This is a genomic window from Pseudoalteromonas sp. Of7M-16 (genome assembly GCF_022347805.1).
Lineage (GTDB): Bacteria > Pseudomonadota > Gammaproteobacteria > Enterobacterales > Alteromonadaceae > Pseudoalteromonas > Pseudoalteromonas luteoviolacea_F.
Window position 1 is genome coordinate 174,073 of record NZ_JAKRFY010000006.1, and the last position, 19,982, is coordinate 194,054.

Consider the following 19,982-nt stretch of genomic DNA (forward strand, 5'->3'; position numbering starts at 1 on the left):
AGTTATAGAAATTTCAATTTGGCGACAACGCTTAAGCACGCTTTAAATGTAAATAAAACACTACAATTAGAGTGCATTTTCGTTAAATCAGTGACTGTTTAGAGCACAAGTTGTCTACGAAAGAAAAAGTAAAACCAATTTAATAGGGGTATATGTCTAAAATAAACTTATCGCGATTTCATGCTGCGTATACGTTTAAGACGATTATACATACGTGTTTAAACCCAATGGGTGACGATATTGGCTAGAATAAAAGAATTTTAAATGCGCAGATTTGCTTATGATAGACGTGATCTCTTATTTTAAATATCAGCCGAACTCCAATCTTTATACAGTGAGAGCCGTATAGATCAACTTAGTTTGGTGAATTTTGCTCAACAATCCTCAAAGCAAGACTCTATATCAGCTTTCGAATAATTGAACATACTTCTAATTGTTGTTGGTTGGTCAGTCTAGGTGGAAAACCTATCAAAATATACATCACCTACATACTACAACTTGAGGATATGAAAACACATACAACGCTAAGTTAGAATTCGTAAGTGTATCTCAACCTTATTTGCCTTCCTCTTTGGGGCACCCTACCATCATACCTCCTCGGATCAAACGCATCGGTGGACTTGTCAAAGATATTTTGTACCTGTAGAGCAACCCCCTGCTCGCTATCTACCTTCCAGCTAACCGTCGCACCGAGCAGCCAATGACTCGGTTGATTGTAAGACGAAAATTCGGGATCATCTGGAAAAACTTCCGGCACCACTATAACACCATCTCGCCATATGCCGTTCAGAGAGTATTGAATGTCACCTTGAGTATAGTTAAACACCACAGAGCCAAACTTTTTGTAACTTGGATTAAAAGGGAGATCAATATACTGCGTAAATGTAGCCGAAAGCCATGCTGTTTCATTGATATGCAAAGTACCACTGAATTCATAGCCTTGCATACTTGTTTCAAATACATTATCAAACGTAAAGCGCGACTGGGCCTCATCAACAGGAATAAGGTTGATAAAATCTTCTAATTCATTATCAAAAATAACTAGGTCGAATTGCCAGTTGTTATCTTTTGCATGCCATACTAATTCTGTTGTTTTTAAGTACTCAGCTTTTAGCTCAGGGTTACCCAAGGTCACTTCATCATTAGAGTTGAGTTCATTACTGACCGGTACTCTAAACGCTTCACCGTATTGTAACTTAAAAGTATGAATTGGATTGAATTGATATATAACCGCGAGTCTTGGCGACAGTTTGCGATCAATATCAATAACATTATCGTATCTGAGCCCGGTAAACACGGTAACGAAATCAGATAGCGTATACTTGACTTGGCTGTACACTGCATATGAATCAAAATCAGCCTCAAGTGAATTAAACGGCTGATAATCATTTATTACTTGGATCCCACCTAGATAATATGGTTCATCTACAAATACCTCTCCGGTTTGAGGGTTATAGTAGTTAGTATAAACATCTGCGCGTGATTGCTCTTCCCATGAATATTCAGCGCCAATTATAATGTTTAACGCCTCGTTGTACTCATAAATTGTTTCACTATTTAGAGTTATATCCCTTGACTGCCATCGTGGACCAACAAAAAAGTCATTCGCTAATTGCAACTCTTCTGCACTGGCTATAAGGCCTGCATTTTTAATATCGTGTTTAATAAAGTCGAGCCGAGTTGTATTTTTTATCGAGTCTTGCCAAGTTGAGTGAACCTCCAGCTGTAAACCCAAGTTTCTGCTTGTGTGTTCATTATCGCTAGACTCACCAGATAAATTAATAAACTCATTCAACCGGGTCTCAGTATTGTGCACAGCTAGCCGCCAATTGCGCCAATTAAGTTCTACTTCTACAAATCGGCCATCGATCGGGTCTCGAATCTCACTGTCAAAATACTTTTGTCCGTCATCGCGATATAGCGACGTATTAGCCTGCAACGTTAAGCCATTTTCAAAAGCATGATGCGCGCTGAATGCTGCTTGATACATGCCATTGTTGCCCACAGCAGCCATTAACTGATTGTCATTTTTTTTGGTAACTATGTTCATCACGCCCAAAAATGCGTTGCTACCATAAAGCGCAGAGCCAGGGCCTCGAATAAACTCCACTCTATCGACGACTTCAATTGGAATGAACGGTGCGTACACAGAAGCCTTGCCAAATGATGCGTCATTGAGCCTCTGACCGTTGAGCATGACCAATACATTACCACTATCTAAATAAATGCCTCTCGCGTGCTCTTTTGGCACAGCACCAACCCAATCTCCACGGGTAGACTGCATTCCAGGGACAAAATTCATTAATTCGTATACATTTGCCACACCGAGCAATTGAATATGTTGGCGGTTAAAAACGGTTGTGCTAGAGGGAACTGTGGTAGGTGTTTCTACGGTTTTGGTGGCTAGTGTGATATTTACATCCAGTAGCTCTTCAAAGCTCAATTCAAACAGCTCTTCTTGCGAAGCGATTACATTTAAATTGTAAAACGAGATAAAAATAAGCGGGACTGTTTTTTTCATATTGAGCCTGACTACTGATACCGCAACAAGCTCAATTTAAGCGAACTAATTCACTAAATATTGCTTACACAGTTACCGTTCATACAACTAAATAATACGCATGAAATGTAACTGTGCAAGTTTTTACTTAAGTTTTATGCCGCCTGTAACTTCTTTGCCTTGAAATACTTATACAATCCGATCATAGAAGCCGCTATCCAGAATAGCTCAATTACAAAGCTCGCCAAGTTAAAGTTGTAGCACAAACTGATAAGTAACAATATTGCACCAGAAAGGTTCATGAGGTTATATTTGAGGCCATCTGGCGTGACTTTTTCTAATTGCAGTAAAAAAAACGCACCAACTACAAGAAAAGTACCTGTCATACCAATTACGTCAAATAAAATATCAATCATGTTTTTGTCCATATTTTTTGTGGATACTCACCCAAACACGCTGGCCCTTTTCCATGGGTAGGGTGACTTTCAATCGTTGAAACAGCACAAACTCTGTGATTATCTTAAAAACATGATTGCGGTTACAGGATAATTGTCCTTATATAGGGAGGCGCTATTTAAAGCTAACTTTATTGCCAACAATTTTAAGCGCTGGTGCGCCTCTGATCAGTGTCTTTCTGGAGAACTCTTGCTCACACTGAGGACAGTGGGTTTGATTAGTTGTGTGGTCTACGCTAATTCGCTCTACAAAACATTTGATCAAACTGCCTTTTCCTCCTTTCCTATACTTAAATAATTTCGCTTTACACTTTGCACAGAAAATATCTACGGTTCTGGTAGGCCCTTTCTTATTTGGCTTAGCCACTTAGTTCAAACTCCCAACAACAAACCCTATGAGCGTAAATTGTAACGTGTGATAACCTGCATTCACCAGAAATAATTTAAGTGGCCTTTGCTCAAACAAATAACTAATACCAAAAGAGGTTGCAACAAAGATGACACCTATCGATAATCCAAGCACCATGGTGTCCAGCACTGAAGGGCTTTTCCCAACCAAAACTGCCACTCCAATTGATGCAACAATACAAAGCAGGAACGACCCCAAAAAAATAACTTTATGATTTGCACTTTTTAAATCAAGCTCAGTGAGCCCAGCCCCTTCTAGCCAAGCCTGTTGAAACATCAAAGGCGAATACCACAACCCTCCCAATAAAAAGGAGCTTAATGCAGCTAACGCTACTGCCACTATATTTACTTCGAATATATACATTAGCTGTTGTCCCATTGTTCCACTATTTTCAATTTAGTTAAAATCTACCAATAGAGCAATGTCTAGCCCCAACCCACTACTTTGCGACAGGTCGTTTTTGTAACTTTCGTTGTAGTGTTCTTCTGTGCATATTTAGCTGACGAGCGGTCTCAGAAACATTGCCATCGTTAGCTTGCAGCGTTTGTTGAATATGCTCCCACTCCAACCGCTCGGGAGACATTGTCGACTCAAATGTATCTTCCAGCTCCACATCTTCACCACGTAGTTTTTTGGCTATCAATTTAGTATCGGCGGGTTTAGTTAAGTAGTCATCAGCGCCAAGCTTGATTGCTTCAACGGCCGTAGCGATACTGGCAAAGCCTGTCAATAACACCAGCTTGCACTTCGGCAACGCTGCTCTTATTTGTTTGATATGCTGCAACCCCGATGAGTGTTCCAACTTCATGTCCAGCAATACATACTGAGGCAAAAACGCATTGCACGTGTCCAATATAAACTGCTCTTGATTGACACATTGGCATTCGAACCCCATTTTAGACATTCGACGAGCGAGCGTATTCGAAAACGCCACATCGTCCTCAATGATCAATAATTTCATAGTTCACCTATTATCGGTAATACAACGGTAGACAAAACTCCACCCTCATCCAAATTCTCTAGTTGCAGCTCTCCGTCTACCCTCTCAAGGGTTGCGTTTGTCAACAGCAGTGCCATACCAAACCCGGTATCACTCTCCACCACAAATTTGCCTAAGTTTTCCAATTTTTGTTGTGCGATCCCTTTACCTTGATCTTTAATCGTCAAATGCCAACTTCCTCTTCGGACATAAGCTGTCAGCTCAATCTTGAATTTGCCAGCACGTTCATTCGCCTTAGCTGCATTTACAATAAGATTGAGTAAAGCAGGTACAAGCATAGGATCCCCATTGACATCAACTGACGAGGTTTGTTCAGAAATAGTGAGTGACTGCTCTGGGTATTGCAGCGTCATCAACTCCTCTAGTTGCTCCAAGACATAGTTTGACGACTGAGACTGCTCTTGACGTTTTAATTTCAGCAGCTCAGTCTGTGCCCTAAAGCCCTCTAGTTGCACCCGACATTGGGATATTGGTGAATTCATTTCTGCGACAGCTGGATGTTCAGGAAAATCTTCTTGGAGTTCTTCCAAGAGCAAATTCAAATGTGCGATTGGCGTTGCTAACTGATGTGTTACTTGAGCAGCAGCACTACCCAGCGCCAATAGTTGCTCTTGTTGCAATTGCTTTTCTCTTGTTTTTGCAAGTAATGCCTCTCGCTCCCGTATCCGTTTTACTAGAATAGCGACAACACCTACAGTCACCACAACCATGAACACAAAATTCACAAACATACCCAGTAAATGCTCTCCCATGTGCATACCATGGTGATGCATTGGCATAGTCACTGCCACATACAAATATCCATATGCTAACAAAGCACTACTAGACACGAACAATACGTACCCTATAGACACTGTGACCGCTGCAATTATGCAAGGCAACAGTAACAATGAAACAAACGCGTTACTCGCCCCACCCAAAAAAGAGAGCAACAATGACAAGAAGACAATATCGGCCACCAACTGGAGCGTCATTGCTCGCTCAGATATTTCTCTGTTGCGGCGGTACATTATGATACTGAACAATTGAAACAATGATTCTAAGGCAATAATTGTAAATACAGGTTGGTGCGGGATATTTTTGTCCAATAAAACGATTGAAATTAACACCAAAATGAGTTGTAAAACGATCGCAATTGAGCGCAATAACAACAGTTGGCCGAGTGCCGATTGGGGAGAAAACGCTAAAACCATTGAGTCCGCCTAAATACAAATGATGCGTACTTTACCCTATCGATGAACCAACTTAAAGAACGTTTGTAGCAATCAATGTTTAGTCGTATTTTAGCGAGAATTCAGGGCTAGGCGTCCCTTGATGAAACAGTAATTGCCAACCAGAGCTATTTTGCCGCCAAAGAGACATCCGCAATGAAAATTGCAAATTACTATACGCATTTCTTCTATACGCAGCTTGATAAGTTAGCTGAGCTAATGTGTCACTGAGCATTTGCCCGCGGAAGTCCTGATTATAGAATTGTGGCACCTTTTCACTGGGCAACCGAGACAGAACATGCCGCTTATCAAACAGTAAGCCATTTGCCGATATTTCATAAAAATCGTCATCCAACAACATGGATAGCCTTTCTTTTGATTCTCTCACATGCGGCTCGAGCAGAAGTCGTTCTAACGCGATAAGTTCATCAAGTAGTTCCTGAGTGATTTTTCGGATCATAAACAGCTGATATTTGACCTGTTTCTCACCTAATTCTAGTCAATTACACTAAATCAACAAGGTATTCTTTGTGTGTAAATCAATAGTTTGTTATAAATATGCAACTCACCAAGTGGTCGGATTTGATAAAGAGACTCTATGATATATGCAAAAATTACAGGTTGGGGAAAAGCGATACCACCTGCTTCCATCAGCAATGACGAAATCAGTAACATTGTTGATACCAATGACGAATGGATCACTACAAGGACTGGTATAAAATCCCGTCGCGTCAGCCATGTTAGTACTGCCGAGCTTGCGACTATTGCCAGTAAACAAGCACTGGCCTGCGCAGGTATCGATGGAAAAGACATTGATTTAGTATTGCTTGCTACTTGCACTCCCTCAACAATGGTTGCAAATACTGCATCATTAGTTCAAAAAAACATTGGCGCTTCCGGTGCCGCGGCCTGTGATACCAACGCAGCATGCTCAGGCTTTCTCTATGCGTTACAAAATGCGACTGCGCAAATACAAGCTGGTATGATCAAAAAAGCAGTCGTCGTTGCAGCTGAACGCATGACTTGGTATGTAAATTGGGCAAAACGAGACAGTGCGGTGTTATTTGGTGACGGCGCAGGTGCAGTCATTTTAGAAGCGAGCGATGAACCAAGCGGTCTAATGGGCACAAAAACAGGCTGTGACACTGAAGATCGTGATATTTTACATATTACCAACTATGGCACCGATTTAAATAAGTATGAAGCTGTTGGCCCATCGGATCTACTTTTCGAAGGTAGAGAAATATTCAAGCGCGCTGTCACTGGCATGAGCATTGCCTGCGACGATGTAATGCTAAAGGCAAATTTAAATCTTGATGATATTGACGTACTTATTCCGCACCAAGCTAATTTAAGGATCATTCAAGCGATTCAGAAAAAGCTCGACATTGAAGATGAAAGAGTCATGGTCAACATCAATCACTACGGTAATACTTCGGCAGCTACTATTGCCATAGCCCTGTGTGAAGCGGTGGAACAAGGTATGGTAAAGCCACATGCAAACATTATGTCTGCGGCGTTTGGGGCTGGACTAACTTGGGCTGCCAGTTATATTCGCTGGGGTGAGCGAGTCACGCCAATCTCAACGTCTGATTATACCTTTCCAGAGTGCGAAAAAACCGGCCTCGAGCTAGTCAATGACGCGGTGCTAGCTTGCCAAAATACCGATTAACCTAATCTAACCAGCAGCAGCCCAAGGTTGCTGCTCGATATACCCCTAAATAGCTGTTAAAATACAACCCATACAGCAAAAATGTGTGTTCGCTAAAAACATGTCACAGGTCACTGAAAACCATCAAAAATAATGCCTATCTAACTAATTTTAAAGACGAGAACTCGTCTTAACATTTGTAAAACGCATTTGACTCATTCAAGATCATAGCTGTGACAAAGCAACTGATGTTTGCTACCAAAATTAAATTACTGACAACAAACGAGTTAATTAGGGGAATATGGTGTTTAAACCTCATTCAGAGATAAGCCAACTTGAACCACAAGTCGTATGGCAATTTTTTGATCAAATCTGTTCAATTCCGCACCCATCTAAGCATGAAGAAGCGTTAGCGCAATTTATTGTCAACTGGGCAACATCCCAAAATCTACCGGTGCGCAGAGATAAAACAGGTAACGTATTTATCAAAAAACCCGCGACATCTGGCATGGAAAATAGAAAGCCAGTTGTACTGCAAGCACATATTGATATGGTGCCACAGAAAAATGACGATACTGACCATGACTTCGTAACCGATCCAATCAAACCATATGTTGACGGTGAGTGGGTAACCGCTGACGGCACAACGCTGGGGGCGGACAACGGAATTGGTATGGCATCTTGCTTGGCTGTGCTAGCTTCAAGCGATGTGGCTCACGGACCACTTGAAGTCATATTAACTGTTGATGAAGAAGCCGGCATGACTGGTGCATTTGGCCTAGAAGCTGGTTGGTTGGAAGGAGAAATCCTGCTAAATACAGATTCAGAGCAAGAAGGTGAGATTTACATGGGCTGCGCTGGTGGCATTGATGCGAGCCTTACGCTAGACATCCAAAGACAGTCAGCTTGTGCTGAGCAAGTTTATTTAGAGATCTCTTTAAAAGGCTTAAAAGGTGGACACTCAGGTGTTGATATTCATACCGGACGTGCAAATGCCAACAAACTGCTTGCGCGTACTTTAAAACATCACCTCCATGGCATTGACTTTCAAATCGTTGAATTTAGAGGCGGTTCATTGAGAAATGCAATCCCTCGTGAGGCGTATACCACAATAGCAATTAATGATGCCGATGTTAATAAAGTCGTTGCGTGTATCGAGCAAGTGCAGACGCTTATGCGCCAAGAGCTATCTGCAATTGAAACGGGTCTCACATTTGCAACTACACAAACTCAAAACGACCTTTCACCTTTGACAGCAGCCTGTACTCAACAGCTACTCTCACTCCTCAACGCGTGCCCGAACGGCGTGGTTCGCATGAGTGATGATATTAAAGGTGTCGTTGAAACCTCATTAAACCTAGGTGTGATCACAACTGACACTGACAGTATTGAAGTTCTTTGTTTGATCCGCTCATTGATCGACTCCGGACGAAAAGACGTCGAAGGAACTTTGGCATCACTAGCAGAACTTGCTGGTGCTAAAATTGAACTTTCAGGTGCGTATCCGGGTTGGAAACCTGAACCAGAGTCAGAACTAATACATATCTTCAGAGACATGTATGAAGGCATTTATGGCAAGAAACCTGACATCATGGTGATCCATGCAGGCTTAGAATGTGGTTTATTCAAAGAGCCGTATCCAGACATGGATATGATTTCATTCGGCCCAACAATTAAGTTCCCTCATTCTCCAGATGAAAAAGTACACATTGAGTCAGTTGGCTTATATTGGCAACAAATGAAAGCCTTGCTTTCAAATATTCCGTTTAAAGCTGCTGAATAATATAATAAAAAAACGGCTCTAAATGAGCCGTTTTTTTGCTTTTGGTTAACCAAAGCGTTTTTGCAAATATGAGAAGGTTGCTCTCAGTCCAAGTCCTTCACCACCTACTGGTCTGCCAGGCAAATGGCGAACATTCCACGCCATCACATCAAAGTGAAGCCAAGGTGTTGTTTCTGGCTCTACAAACTCTTTTAAATACAAAGCTGCGGTGATTGACCCACCAAAAGGCGTTGAACCGCAATTTGAGATATCCGCAATATCGCTTTTAAACAGCGCTTTGTATTGGTCAAACAAAGGTAATTGCCACACCGGATCATTGAGCTCAAGACCTTCGGCAATAATGTCATTGGCAATTTGCTGATCAGTGCTATAAAAACCTGGCAATTCAGTACCCAGTGCAATACGACATGCCCCCGTCAAGGTTGCAAAATCAATTAATAAATCCGGCTGCTCTGCTTGGGCTTCGGCCAGCGCATCACATAAAACCAAACGTCCTTCAGCATCAGTGTTGTCGATTTCGACTGTAATACCTTTGCGCGTTACAATCACATCGCCAGGTCTAAAGGCATTTTTTGACACCGCATTTTCAACAGCTGGAACCAATACGCGTAATCTAACTGGTAAATTTGCCGCCATGATCATATGTGCAAGGCCAAGTACATGGGCCGCGCCGCCCATGTCTTTTTTCATATTTCGCATCCCAGCTGCTGGTTTTAGATCCAAGCCGCCTGAATCGAAACATACACCTTTACCTACCAATGTTAATTTAGGTGCACTTTCATCACCCCAAGTTAGGTCTAACAGTCTCGGTTTATTGTCACTTGCTCGTCCAACCATATGGATCGTCGGGTAATTATGCTCAAGTAACTCATCACCGATAAATTGCTTAAACTCACCGCCAAACTGCTCGCTAAGTTCAATAAACGTCTCTGCCAAGTGCTGCGGCATCATGTCAGCTGCTGGTGTATTTACTAAATCTCGAACCAGGTAAATACCAGCTGTAATATCAGCAACTTTTTTATATAACTCAGGAGCTGAAATGGCTAATTTAGCTTGAATGGGCGCAGTCTTTTTATAAGCGCTATACTTATATGCGCCAAGAATATAACTAGTCGCAGCCCTTTCAATCAATGCTTCGTCGCCGATAAATTGATACACTCCTTGTGGTAGCTGTTTGGCTAAATCACCAGCTAGCCATTGATCATCAAGCGAATCAACTACACAGACAACACTTGATAGCGCTCCACTGGTCAAATCCGGTATCAACAACACATTTTGACCTTCTTGGCGCGTCGATAACACAAAGCTCTTAGCTGCTTGTGCATTTTCTGACAGCCAACCATCTAGTTGCGGCTCAGTGGTTAAATGAATTGGTGTTCCTTCTTGGGAGTGAACGAGTAAAGTACTCATACGTGCCTCTTGTTCTAAGTTGTATTGCCTCAAGGATAACAATAACGCGCGCACAATTCACTGTCATAAGGGTAAGTTTTTTCTGTATTTTTGTAAACGTAATGTCAAAAATTAACTGGCTGATAGCAAAGCTCTTAACAGGGCTAAGCATAGGCTGTGCTATTTCTTTTTAGGCTCTTTTTTTTCAGCGAATGAGCTCGGTAAAACCTCGACACCAAACTTATTACCAAGTGCGATAATTAGCGGGATCGTGATGGGGGCAAAAGGTAAAATTGCAAAAACCCCTAAACCTAAGCCTTTTAGCACATCTACAAATTGCTTGTTTGCAATTTTTAGCTCTGATTTAGACGCATTTCCTAGCGTGTACCGCTTATAGATATCAAGCATTTCCTCTGTCTCTTGCTTTTCTTGAGCAAGCGCCCCTTTTAAAGCAATAAGCGTACGTCTTATTTTAAGCCTCTGCTTTCTTCTGCTTATCCGTGCAACCCGAATAGGCGCTTTATGAACGACTTTTATTAATCGCATCGATATCCGAAATCAACTTATTTTTTGTCATTCTAGCAAAGTTCCATGCAAAAATCGTGTTGATATTTGGTCCAAAATAACTCTACAACATCCCCAACGCAGCGGTTTACATAAAATTATCAACCTCGTTATATCTAGCTCTTTTTGTGTTATAAAATCCCGATTTAGTCAATATTTATATTAAATGTTTAGACAGTTCCCTCACCTTGAGTTTAACAAAAATTACAAAATATACCCACCTCAGAAACAACAGTGTTTATTTTGTGAGCTAAAAAGACCTAAAATCGTCACAAATTAGAAATAAGTGCAATTAAATCAAACAAAAGATTGAACTTAGTAAATTGGCTGCTATTTTTATAAATGTGTTAATCAATTGAATAAGTTCTTGAGAAAGCACGTTATTGCATATTGCAATTTAGTTTACAAAAAAAGTTTAGAAAAACTGGGGAAACAGGATGAAACTACAGAGATGCAAACTAAGAAATGCAATTCGATTTGCGATTTCTACAACTGCAGCAACCACAGCTTTACTTGCATTTGGCGCTCAAGCAGATGCCAGAGAAGAAGGAGCTAACAAAGATATTGAAAAAATAGCCGTGGTAGGTTCTAGGGCAGCACCTAGATCCGTCGGTGAATCACCGGTCCCAATCGATATTATTGGCGGTGATGAGCTGAGCAAGGCTGGCGGTGACGACATGCTTGAGCTGTTGAAAGGCTCTGTGCCATCGCTCAACGTACATGCCAACCCTATCAGTGATGCAGCAAGCTTAGTGAGACCTGCCAACTTAAGAGGTCTACCAGCGGATTCTACATTAATACTACTCAACGGTAAGCGCAGACACCGTTCTTCTGTCATTGCGTTTTTAGGCGGTGGTATTAACGATGGTGCACAAGGGCCCGATATTTCAGTTATTCCGAGCGTAGCATTAAAACAAGTAGAAGTACTTCGTGACGGTGCAGCAGCTCAATATGGTTCAGATGCTATTGCAGGTGTTTTGAACTTTGTATTAAAAGACGCTTCAGAAGGCGGAAGCTTCTCTGTTAAACAGGGTGAGTACTACGAAGGTGATGGGGATACCACCACGTTTGAAGGGAATGTTGGCTTGCCATTTACCGATCAAGGGTTTGCTAATTTAAGTTTCCAATACAAAGAAGCTGATGCCACTAGCAGAAGTGTACAACGTCCTGATGCTCAGGCATATGCAGATGCCAACGTAGAAGGCATTAGAGACCCTGCACAAATTTGGGGTGCTCCAGAAATTAAAGACGACATCACGCTGTTTGGTAACGTAGGTCTTGAGCTAAGCAACAGCTCTGAGTTTTACATGTTTGGTAACTATTCAGAAAGAGATGTAAAGGGTGGCTTCTATTATCGTAACCCTCAAACTCGTCCTCAAGTTTATTCCAATGACGGTGGTAATACGCTGCTGGTTGCTGACCTAGATGGCGTAGGTACAGGCATTGGTTGTCCAACTATTAACCTCAAAGATGCTGATGGAAATCGTATTCAAAATGTCGCAACCATAGCTGCATATCAACAAATAGCGGCAGATACAGAACTCGGCCGCAATTGTTTTGCCTTTAACGAAATACTTCCAGGTGGTTTTACGCCCAACTTTGGCGGCAATATCACAGACACGTCTTTAACCATCGGTACCAGAGGTGACTTCACTGAAGGCTTTATGGAAGGCGGTTTTTATGACATCAGTGGCTCTGTAGGACGCAATGAATCACGCTACTTCATCACTAACACAGTGAACGCATCACTTGGTGCTGAAACTCCAATGGAGTTTAGCCCAGGTAAATACATTCAGTTAGAGAAAAACTTTAACTTAGATGTTTCTAAAGGGTTTGATTTTGGTCTTGCTTACGACGTAAACGTGGCGACTGGTCTTGAATGGCATGAAGAAACATTTGAAGTAATAGCCGGTGATGAAGCCTCCTTTATTGCAGGCCCATTAACTCAACAGGGCTTTGGTATTGGTTCTAACGGCTTCCCGGGTTTCCAACCTTCAGCCGCAGGCGAGTATTCTCGTCGTAACTACGCTGCATACATTGACGTAGAGACACCATTCACCGATGAATTTTTAATGGGTTGGGCACTTAGATTTGAGGATTACGATTCATTTGGCTCCACAACCAACTTCAAGATTATGGGTCAATATCAACTGACCGATGACTTATCTGTGCGAGGCTCTATTAGTACAGGCTTCAGAGCACCAACAGTTGGTCAAGCAAATGTAAGTAATGTTCAAACAAACTTAAGCAGTGGCGTTTTAGTTGACTCGGCACTATTACCACCGACAAACCCAGTTTCTGAAATACTTGGTGGTACAGAGCTACAACCTGAAGAGTCAGAAAGTTACACATTAGGTTTTGTTTATCAGACCGGTGATTTATTCTTAACGATTGACTATTACAACATCCAAGTAGAAGACAGACTAAGTCAATCTGAAAAAATCAATCTGACACCTGCACAAAAAGAAGCTCTCAAAGCTGATGGTGTGCCTAATGTAGACAGCATTGCTCAAGTGTCATTCTTTACCAATGACTTTGATACCACAACACAAGGTGTTGATGTAGTTGCCAACTATTCAATGGATTTACTTGGTGGATTTGCCACGTTTAGCATGGCGTACAACTGGAATGAAACCGAAGTTGATAAGTTCTCTGCAATTACTGGCGAATTTAAGGTAAAACGTTTAGAAAATGATTTACCTCAACATCGCGCAACTTACACTTGGACTCAACAGTGGGAAGACTTCTCAGGCTTTATCCGCTACAACTACTTCGGAGAGTATCAAGGTGTGCACGTCGACTATGATGCTACCGCAATCATGGCTGATCCGACATTCACATTTGATGCCGAGCTAACCTACTATGCGACAGAAAATATCAGCTTAACAGTGGGCGCTAACAACATCTTCGATCAAGATGCTGAGAAAGTCATCAACTTTGCTGAAGATGGTGCAACAGAACTAACGCCTTCTAACAATTGGGGCGGGGTGTATTATGAAACCTCTCCATTTGGAATTAATGGTGGGTTCTACTACGTCAAAGCAACTTATACGTTCTAAACTTTATCTGTAACCCAGAAGCAAAAGAGGAATTAGCGATGGCTTTTTCCTCTTTTTATTTTTATCATGAAAATAAACAGCTTAATACCATGTTACTTTTAGATCGCGCCACAGAGCTACTCTTGGAAAATAGACTTAGAGAAGCTGAGTTTATGTTCAAGCAAGTGCTTAAACAAAACCCTAAAAATGGCAAAGCTTTATTTGGCTTAGGGCGTATATGTATGCGCTTAGAGCAGTATGACAATGCTATTTATTACTTAAAAAGAGCATGTGAACACCTGCCAAAAATGCTCGACCCACTGTATGCTTTAGCTGACGCTTTCATTGCTGTAGGCTCGCCTGTAGATGCAAAGACTGTACTAGAGTATGCGCTTAGCGTAGCCAGACACAATGCGCAGATTCATTATCATCTAGGACAATTTTATCTGGACCATGGTTTTATCGACAATGCTTATCAGGTGTTTCAAAAAGGATTAGACTGCCCTTCTTCCGGGGTCTCTATATTCATTATATTCGAACTGATGCAGTTAGCACCAACCAACGAAATCCCGCTGTTAATGGAAAAACTCACTGAATTTGAGGGCAAATACGAACACCCTAAATTTAAAATCATCGCTTATCATGCTTTTGCAACTGCACATCAGGCATTGGGAGAATATAAAGAAGCATTTGAGTTTTACGAAAAGGCTAACAAGCTACAATTTGAGCAATGTGAATTTAAAACAGCAGACATGGTGCCTTTTTTTAATCGTCTACTTGAAACTTGCAACAGCGACTTTTTTGATAAGCCAATAGACAAAGTAAAATCGACGTTCACGCCTGTTTTCATCATTGGGCTACCTAGGACGGGGTCAACACTACTTGAACAAATACTTACACAGCACTCTCAAGTGGGCTCAATTGGCGAAAGCATCATAATCAGCGACAAAATAGTTCCCTACCTTGAAATGCGAACTGAGCGTGATTTCCCTGAGTGTATATATGAAACATCAACCTCCATGCTGGACTATTGTCGCAGCGTATATGTAGATGAAGTGAAGAAAAATAGAGTGCAAGAAGAGGCCGTGATAAACAAGCTGCCAGCCAATTTTCAAAACATAGGGTTAATATACAAAATATTCCCAAATGCCCGATTCATACATTTAACGCGCGACTTTAAAGCTAATGCGTGGTCCGTGTACAGCAATCATTTCGCAGAAAATGAGCCCTATTTTTGTTCTTTAACTGAATTCCAGCTCTATGCAGACATAGAGCAGCAAGTTATGGATCATTTTTCTTCTCACCTTAAAAAAAGCATTTTTAATGTCAGTTATGAGACCTTGATCGATGATCCAGAACGTACAATCCAAAAGCTCTTAAACTTTATTTATTTGAAATATGAACCTGAATGTATGGACTTTTACAAAAGCCGGAGCAAAGTATCCACGCTGAGCAAAACCCAAGTGCGGCAACCTATTCACAACCGCTCCCTAACACGCTGGCAAGCTTTTGAAACATATATAGAAAAAGAGTTGGGGCAACTTACCCCAAAGAAAAATTAACTTCATTCAATCAGCTTTGATGCTCCTGAAACCAATTTAGCACGTCTTGAAATTGCTCTGTTACTGCATTTGGATGCGTCAACATATCAATATGGCCATAGTTATGTGTATGGCCATATTTTTTGCCATATATATTTAACGCTTGAGTACCTACACCAGACTCTTTCATAAACATTTTTATATCAATCGGTTGTGCCAACGCTTTATCGTTCACTCCAGCAATGTGCAAAGTCGGCGGAAGCCTTTTGTCACTTAATTCATGGGCATAATCAAAAGCATCATCACTATCTACCCAAGGGCTTATTTTTGCCCACTCAGCACTTTGCCGATGTGACTTGGCTGTTTCACTATCCGAACCCCAACGCAGTTTTTTAGCGGGTAAATAACCATGCTTTTTTGTGTAGTAGTACGCAAGCCGATACCACATTATATTGGCCTTGAGCAGCTTTTCTGGGTGATTGTTGTATAAACTGCGTTTGGAACCAAAATACGCACATGCATCGACGTATTTTATTTCCTCAGGAAAACGGGCAAATACACTATTCATAATCACGCCCCCCCACGAGTGTGCAACCCAGAATTTTGGGCGCTCACCGAGCAGCTTAGAAATAAACACTACAGCAGCAGGTACATCTTCAACAATAGATTCCGTTTGACCATAATCATGGCCTTTTGAGATTGGCGGTATGCTCTCCCCTCTTCCTCGTAAGTCCAGTACAAAACATCGATAGCCATGAGTCGCTAAAAATGGTGCCAACCCTTTATTATTGTGGGTATAAAAAATCTTACCATTCTCTACCGCCCCATGGAGAAGCAAAACAATCGGCCCCGTCTTCTCGGTGTTGTGTATATACCTCAAATGCAAAGATGCTCCTGCATCAGCTAACGGTACTTGCATTGATTCTTGATTTATCATTGTATATCCAAGATTTTTTATCTCATCGTACCAGTTGAGAGGTAAAAAAGTAACCCTAATAGTGAAGACATTGAATTTAAGGTATAATTCTTACTAGTCATTCTGTGAAACACAATTTCAAACATGCACCCTAGAAACAAACACGCCTCAGGCTATGATTTTCCTGGACTCACAAAAGCAGTTCCTGAACTTGCAAATTATCTAGTTACAAAACAATACGGTGAAGATACCGTCGACTTCTCTGACCCCAAGGCGGTGATACTCCTCAACAAAGCCCTACTTTTCAAACATTATGGTATCGCTTTTTGGGATTTACCTGATCAGTTTCTGTGTCCTCCAGTGCCCGGAAGAGCCGATTACATTCATGCACTCGCCGACTTACTTGCCGAAGATCATAATGATATTGTGCCTACAGGTAAAAAAATAAAGTGCCTAGATATTGGGACCGGCGCTAATTTGATTTACCCGATTTTAGGGCACTCTGAGTATAAATGGCAGTTTGTAGGGAGTGATATAAACCCAATTGCAGTAAAGGTTAGCCAAAATATCGTCAAAGCTAATAAGCTGCCCATAAAGGTAAAACATCAAGCCAATAGCGAAGCATATTTTACCGGGATCATTGGCAAAGACGACTATTTTGAATTCACTATGTGCAACCCGCCATTCCACGCAAGTGAACAAGAAGCGAAAAAAGGCACTGACAGAAAGTGGAAAAATTTGGGTGTTGCCAAAACATCAAAGCACCTTAATTTTGGCGGACATGCACCTGAGCTTTGGTGTAAAGGCGGTGAGCTGGCATTTATTCGAGGCATGATGAATGAAAGTGCGCAATTTAAAGACCAAGTCGGTTGGTTTACAAGCTTAATCTCCAAAAAAGATAATTTGCCAGCCTTGACCAAATGCCTGACACAAATCGGTGTTAAGCAACATAAGGTCATAAATATGGTTCAAGGCAACAAACAAAGTCGCTTTATAGCTTGGCGCTTTAACTAATCAGTTATCTATTACGTTTGCTTGCACTAATCCGCATAGTTTTTTAAAACACCAAATAAATTTCTCAAATCAATGGGTTTGCCGATATGAGCGACAAACCCCTGAGCCAAATACTTTTTCACATCGCCTGTCATGACATTGGCTGTCAGCGCAATGACAGGCATGCTTGCATGTTGTCTGTTGATTCTTTTTTGCGCTTCGACGCCATCCATTTCTGGCATATGAATATCCATTAAAACCAAGTCATAAAGATCATTTTGGCAAGCTTCAACTGCTTCTAGGCCATTTTCTACAAGCGTCAGTTCAGCATAAGTATCTTTGAGCATTGTTTTTATCAGTATTTGATTTATTTTATTGTCTTCCGCAATCAGTATTTTTTTCCCTGCTAGGTTTGGTGGAGATAAAGATCTGCATTGTTTGAGATTGGACTCCTGAGATGACTTTTCCAATGGTAGCCAAAGATCGATGCTTGTACCTTCACCTTGTTGACTCTTTAGCTCAATTTGCCCTTTCATTAGCTTCACTAAACTTGCCGTGATAGACATACCCAAACCCGTACCACCATACTTTCTGGTAGTTGAAGTATCTGCTTGAGAAAACCGGTCAAATATACATTTTTGAGCCTCTTCACTCATACCTATGCCGGTATCTGTGATCTTTAAATTAACGGCGTCTTTTCCGTCATAATGACCAGACCTAACTGTTATTTTTACTGAGCCTTTGTCTGTAAATTTGACCGCGTTTGAGGTTAGGTTTAATAAGATTTGCTTTACTCTAACTAAATCGCCGAGCCATTTGTCGTCGAAGTTGTCCTCAATCGTGACAAGAAATTCAATCCCTTTGTTACTGATAACCGAATCTAAATCGTACTTGACAGACTCTATTATCTCTTCGAAAGAGAGTGGCGCTTTTTCTAGTTCCAGTTTATTTGACTCTATTTTGGAATAATCCAAAATGTCATTAATAATAGTGAGCAAGCTTTGCGCGGAAAAAGACGCGTTTGACAGTATTTGTCTAAAATCAGCACTCAGTTCAGCGGTTTCAAGCAACTGAAGTCCGCCTAATATGGCATTCATAGGGGTGCGTATCTCGTGACTCATATTTGCGACAAAATCGCTTTTGGCTTTGGCAGAATTCTCTGCTTCTGTTTTTGCAGCGGCCAGCTTTTCAATCACATTAACTTTATCAGTAACATCATAGTTAACCCCGATAACCTTGATTGCTCTGCCCATTTCATCTTTTATAACTTCGGCACTCGCTTTCATTGTCCGAACCACGCCATTAGGGTGCACAACTCTAAATTCTGGTTCATACACGCCCTCTCCTTTTACAGCAGCTTCCAATTTCGCACTCGCGAAACCAATGTCATCAGGGTGGACGCTATTAACCCATGCTTCATAGACACCAGAGAATTGACCTTCAGTTACGCCATACAGCTTAAACATCCAGTCATCCCAAATTAACTCATTTGAAACAAGATCCCACTCCCATACACCGATCTCCGCAGAGTCGTTCGCTAATTGCATGCGAATCGCAAAAGAGTCCGCAGCTTCTTTTGCTTTTTGTATTTGTGCTTCAATCGCTTTTTGTTGTGTCGTGTCTTGGACCACGGACCATATAAAGTCCTCGCCGTCACCGTCTGTGATTTTTATTCCTGACAGTAAAACAGGATAAGTATTTCCCGCTTTATGTATGTATTCTTTAGCGTACGGACCATATCGGCCTTGTTGTTTTAAGCCATCCAGCTGCTTGTACTCTTGTTCTTCATATTTACGTGGAGTTAGCTGCCAATAATCCATATTATTCAGCTCTTCTACTGAATACCCTGTCATTTTGCTAAACTCATGATTAACGTACTGAAAGCTACCATCCTTCATATAGTTAATTGCTATTCCCACTGGAGCTAAATTTACAAAATGCTCAAACTTTTGTTTTTCTCTTTGGTATGCTTTTTTATATCGTTTTAAATCTGAGTGGGCTTCATCTAGCTGTTTCTGAGTTCTGACAATTTCTGTTATATCTCGCCCTATTGCCAAGACCAAGTTTTCGTCATGCAATTGAACCGCCGTAAGTGACACTAAACAAGGAAAAGTCGAACCATCTAGCCGAGTATGTGTCCATTGAAATAATTGCGCCCCTTCATCATACGCTTTTGTAATAAACCCTTTGGCCAAAGACTCTGATAGCTGACCACAAGGTTGATACTCGGGGGAAATATCTGCAGGACCAAGCTGTAAAAATTTGTCCTTACTCTGAACACCGTGCATTTCAACCGCTGCGGCATTACACTCGATAAACTTCCCGGACTTTAGATCGATAATGGATAACGCATCTCCAGATGCATCAAAGAGGTTTTTGTATTTGTCTCTTTCATATGTGACTTTCTCAAGCGCTAATTTTAATTTTTTGTTTTCGCTTTCTAAGTCTGCGCTGATGCTTTGTGACATGATGACTTCCTGTGCTCAACAGAGTTAAACCATTTTAGCTTGCCTAACTGAATATAGAATATGA

Annotated in this window: 16 protein-coding genes; 5 read left to right on the forward strand and 11 right to left on the reverse strand. The window is 41.3% G+C overall.

The features are described from left to right. Positions 1 to 529: 529 nt before the first annotated feature. The 7 genes from MHN81_RS08550 to MHN81_RS08580 all read right to left on the reverse strand — a co-directional run bounded on the left by MHN81_RS08550 (position 530) and on the right by MHN81_RS08580 (position 6,035). Positions 530 to 2,521, reverse strand: coding sequence for a TonB-dependent receptor (locus tag MHN81_RS08550; protein ID WP_239425528.1), 1,992 nt, complete (start codon positions 2,519 to 2,521; stop codon positions 530 to 532). 134 nt (positions 2,522 to 2,655) lie between these two features. Then, positions 2,656 to 2,916, reverse strand: coding sequence for a hypothetical protein (locus MHN81_RS08555; protein ID WP_023397893.1), 261 nt, complete (start codon positions 2,914 to 2,916; stop codon positions 2,656 to 2,658). A 154-nt stretch (positions 2,917 to 3,070) separates the two neighbouring features. Next, positions 3,071 to 3,322, reverse strand: a complete 252-nt coding sequence (locus tag MHN81_RS08560; protein WP_023397894.1) for a hypothetical protein — start codon at positions 3,320 to 3,322, stop codon at positions 3,071 to 3,073. After that, positions 3,323 to 3,742 carry a DUF1761 domain-containing protein gene (locus MHN81_RS08565; protein ID WP_239425529.1) on the reverse strand — a complete coding sequence of 140 codons (420 nt, stop codon included), beginning with the start codon at positions 3,740 to 3,742 and terminating at the stop codon, positions 3,323 to 3,325. It lies immediately after the preceding gene. 61 nt (positions 3,743 to 3,803) lie between these two features. Further along, on the reverse strand, positions 3,804 to 4,325 hold the full coding sequence (locus tag MHN81_RS08570) for a response regulator (protein WP_239425530.1): 522 nt from the start codon (positions 4,323 to 4,325) through the stop codon (positions 3,804 to 3,806). Continuing rightward, positions 4,322 to 5,557 carry an ATP-binding protein gene (locus tag MHN81_RS08575; protein WP_023397897.1) on the reverse strand — a complete coding sequence of 412 codons (1,236 nt, stop codon included), beginning with the start codon at positions 5,555 to 5,557 and terminating at the stop codon, positions 4,322 to 4,324. The genes MHN81_RS08570 and MHN81_RS08575 overlap by 4 nt, the downstream gene beginning before the upstream one ends. Positions 5,558 to 5,636: 79 nt before the next feature. After that, a complete protein-coding gene (locus MHN81_RS08580; RefSeq protein WP_023397898.1) occupies positions 5,637 to 6,035 on the reverse strand; it encodes a DUF4440 domain-containing protein in 399 nt (132 codons plus the stop codon). Positions 6,036 to 6,173: 138 nt separating this feature from the next. Here MHN81_RS08580 and MHN81_RS08585 point away from each other — a divergent pair, with 138 nt between their 5' ends. Together MHN81_RS08585 and MHN81_RS08590 are read left to right on the forward strand one after the other, a co-directional pair. Continuing rightward, on the forward strand, positions 6,174 to 7,247 hold the full coding sequence (locus MHN81_RS08585) for a ketoacyl-ACP synthase III (protein WP_239425531.1): 1,074 nt from the start codon (positions 6,174 to 6,176) through the stop codon (positions 7,245 to 7,247). Between the two features lie 283 nt (positions 7,248 to 7,530). Beyond that, the gene (locus MHN81_RS08590; RefSeq protein WP_239425549.1) at positions 7,531 to 9,009 is read left to right on the forward strand and encodes an aminoacyl-histidine dipeptidase; all 1,479 of its coding nucleotides are present in this window, start codon (positions 7,531 to 7,533) and stop codon (positions 9,007 to 9,009) included. Between the two features lie 45 nt (positions 9,010 to 9,054). On the opposite strand, the gene MHN81_RS08595 is transcribed toward MHN81_RS08590, so the two are convergent. Together MHN81_RS08595 and MHN81_RS08600 are read right to left on the reverse strand one after the other, a co-directional pair. Next, entirely contained in the window at positions 9,055 to 10,419 is a 1,365-nt protein-coding gene (locus MHN81_RS08595; RefSeq protein ID WP_023397901.1) for a leucyl aminopeptidase family protein, read from the reverse strand. Positions 10,420 to 10,578: 159 nt separating this feature from the next. Beyond that, complete coding sequence (locus tag MHN81_RS08600; protein ID WP_023397902.1) at positions 10,579 to 10,944, reverse strand: hypothetical protein; 366 nt, start codon at positions 10,942 to 10,944, stop codon at positions 10,579 to 10,581. Positions 10,945 to 11,399: 455 nt separating this feature from the next. On the opposite strand from MHN81_RS08600, the gene MHN81_RS08605 reads away from it, so the two are divergent. After that, on the forward strand, positions 11,400 to 14,021 hold the full coding sequence (locus MHN81_RS08605; RefSeq protein WP_023397903.1) for a TonB-dependent receptor: 2,622 nt from the start codon (positions 11,400 to 11,402) through the stop codon (positions 14,019 to 14,021). Positions 14,022 to 14,059: 38 nt separating this feature from the next. Continuing rightward, complete coding sequence (locus MHN81_RS08610) at positions 14,060 to 15,562, forward strand: sulfotransferase (protein ID WP_023397904.1); 1,503 nt, start codon at positions 14,060 to 14,062, stop codon at positions 15,560 to 15,562. Positions 15,563 to 15,572: 10 nt separating this feature from the next. On the opposite strand, the gene MHN81_RS08615 is transcribed toward MHN81_RS08610, so the two are convergent. Then, entirely contained in the window at positions 15,573 to 16,478 is a 906-nt protein-coding gene (locus MHN81_RS08615; RefSeq protein ID WP_239425532.1) for an alpha/beta hydrolase, read from the reverse strand. Between the two features lie 123 nt (positions 16,479 to 16,601). On the opposite strand from MHN81_RS08615, the gene rlmF reads away from it, so the two are divergent. Next, positions 16,602 to 17,471 carry a 23S rRNA (adenine(1618)-N(6))-methyltransferase RlmF gene (rlmF, locus tag MHN81_RS08620; RefSeq protein WP_239425533.1) on the forward strand — a complete coding sequence of 290 codons (870 nt, stop codon included), beginning with the start codon at positions 16,602 to 16,604 and terminating at the stop codon, positions 17,469 to 17,471. A gap of 26 nt (positions 17,472 to 17,497) precedes the next feature. Here the strand turns inward: rlmF and MHN81_RS08625 are convergent, their stop codons facing one another. Continuing rightward, positions 17,498 to 19,918 carry a PAS domain S-box protein gene (locus MHN81_RS08625; protein WP_239425534.1) on the reverse strand — a complete coding sequence of 807 codons (2,421 nt, stop codon included), beginning with the start codon at positions 19,916 to 19,918 and terminating at the stop codon, positions 17,498 to 17,500. Between the last annotated feature and the right edge of the window lie 64 nt (positions 19,919 to 19,982).

Coding starts and splice junctions, on each gene's coding strand:
- MHN81_RS08550 (WP_239425528.1), bottom strand. CDS start 2,521: ATGAAAAAAACAGTCCCGCTTATTTTTATCTCGTTTTACAATTTAAAT.
- MHN81_RS08555 (WP_023397893.1), bottom strand. CDS start 2,916: ATGATTGATATTTTATTTGACGTAATTGGTATGACAGGTACTTTTCTT.
- MHN81_RS08565 (WP_239425529.1), bottom strand. CDS start 3,742: ATGGGACAACAGCTAATGTATATATTCGAAGTAAATATAGTGGCAGTA.
- MHN81_RS08570 (WP_239425530.1), bottom strand. CDS start 4,325: ATGAAATTATTGATCATTGAGGACGATGTGGCGTTTTCGAATACGCTC.
- MHN81_RS08575 (WP_023397897.1), bottom strand. CDS start 5,557: ATGGTTTTAGCGTTTTCTCCCCAATCGGCACTCGGCCAACTGTTGTTA.
- MHN81_RS08580 (WP_023397898.1), bottom strand. CDS start 6,035: ATGATCCGAAAAATCACTCAGGAACTACTTGATGAACTTATCGCGTTA.
- MHN81_RS08585 (WP_239425531.1), top strand. CDS start 6,174: ATGATATATGCAAAAATTACAGGTTGGGGAAAAGCGATACCACCTGCT.
- MHN81_RS08595 (WP_023397901.1), bottom strand. CDS start 10,419: ATGAGTACTTTACTCGTTCACTCCCAAGAAGGAACACCAATTCATTTA.
- MHN81_RS08600 (WP_023397902.1), bottom strand. CDS start 10,944: ATGCGATTAATAAAAGTCGTTCATAAAGCGCCTATTCGGGTTGCACGG.
- MHN81_RS08605 (WP_023397903.1), top strand. CDS start 11,400: ATGAAACTACAGAGATGCAAACTAAGAAATGCAATTCGATTTGCGATT.
- MHN81_RS08610 (WP_023397904.1), top strand. CDS start 14,060: ATGGCTTTTTCCTCTTTTTATTTTTATCATGAAAATAAACAGCTTAAT.
- MHN81_RS08615 (WP_239425532.1), bottom strand. CDS start 16,478: ATGATAAATCAAGAATCAATGCAAGTACCGTTAGCTGATGCAGGAGCA.
- rlmF (WP_239425533.1), top strand. CDS start 16,602: ATGCACCCTAGAAACAAACACGCCTCAGGCTATGATTTTCCTGGACTC.
- MHN81_RS08625 (WP_239425534.1), bottom strand. CDS start 19,918: ATGTCACAAAGCATCAGCGCAGACTTAGAAAGCGAAAACAAAAAATTA.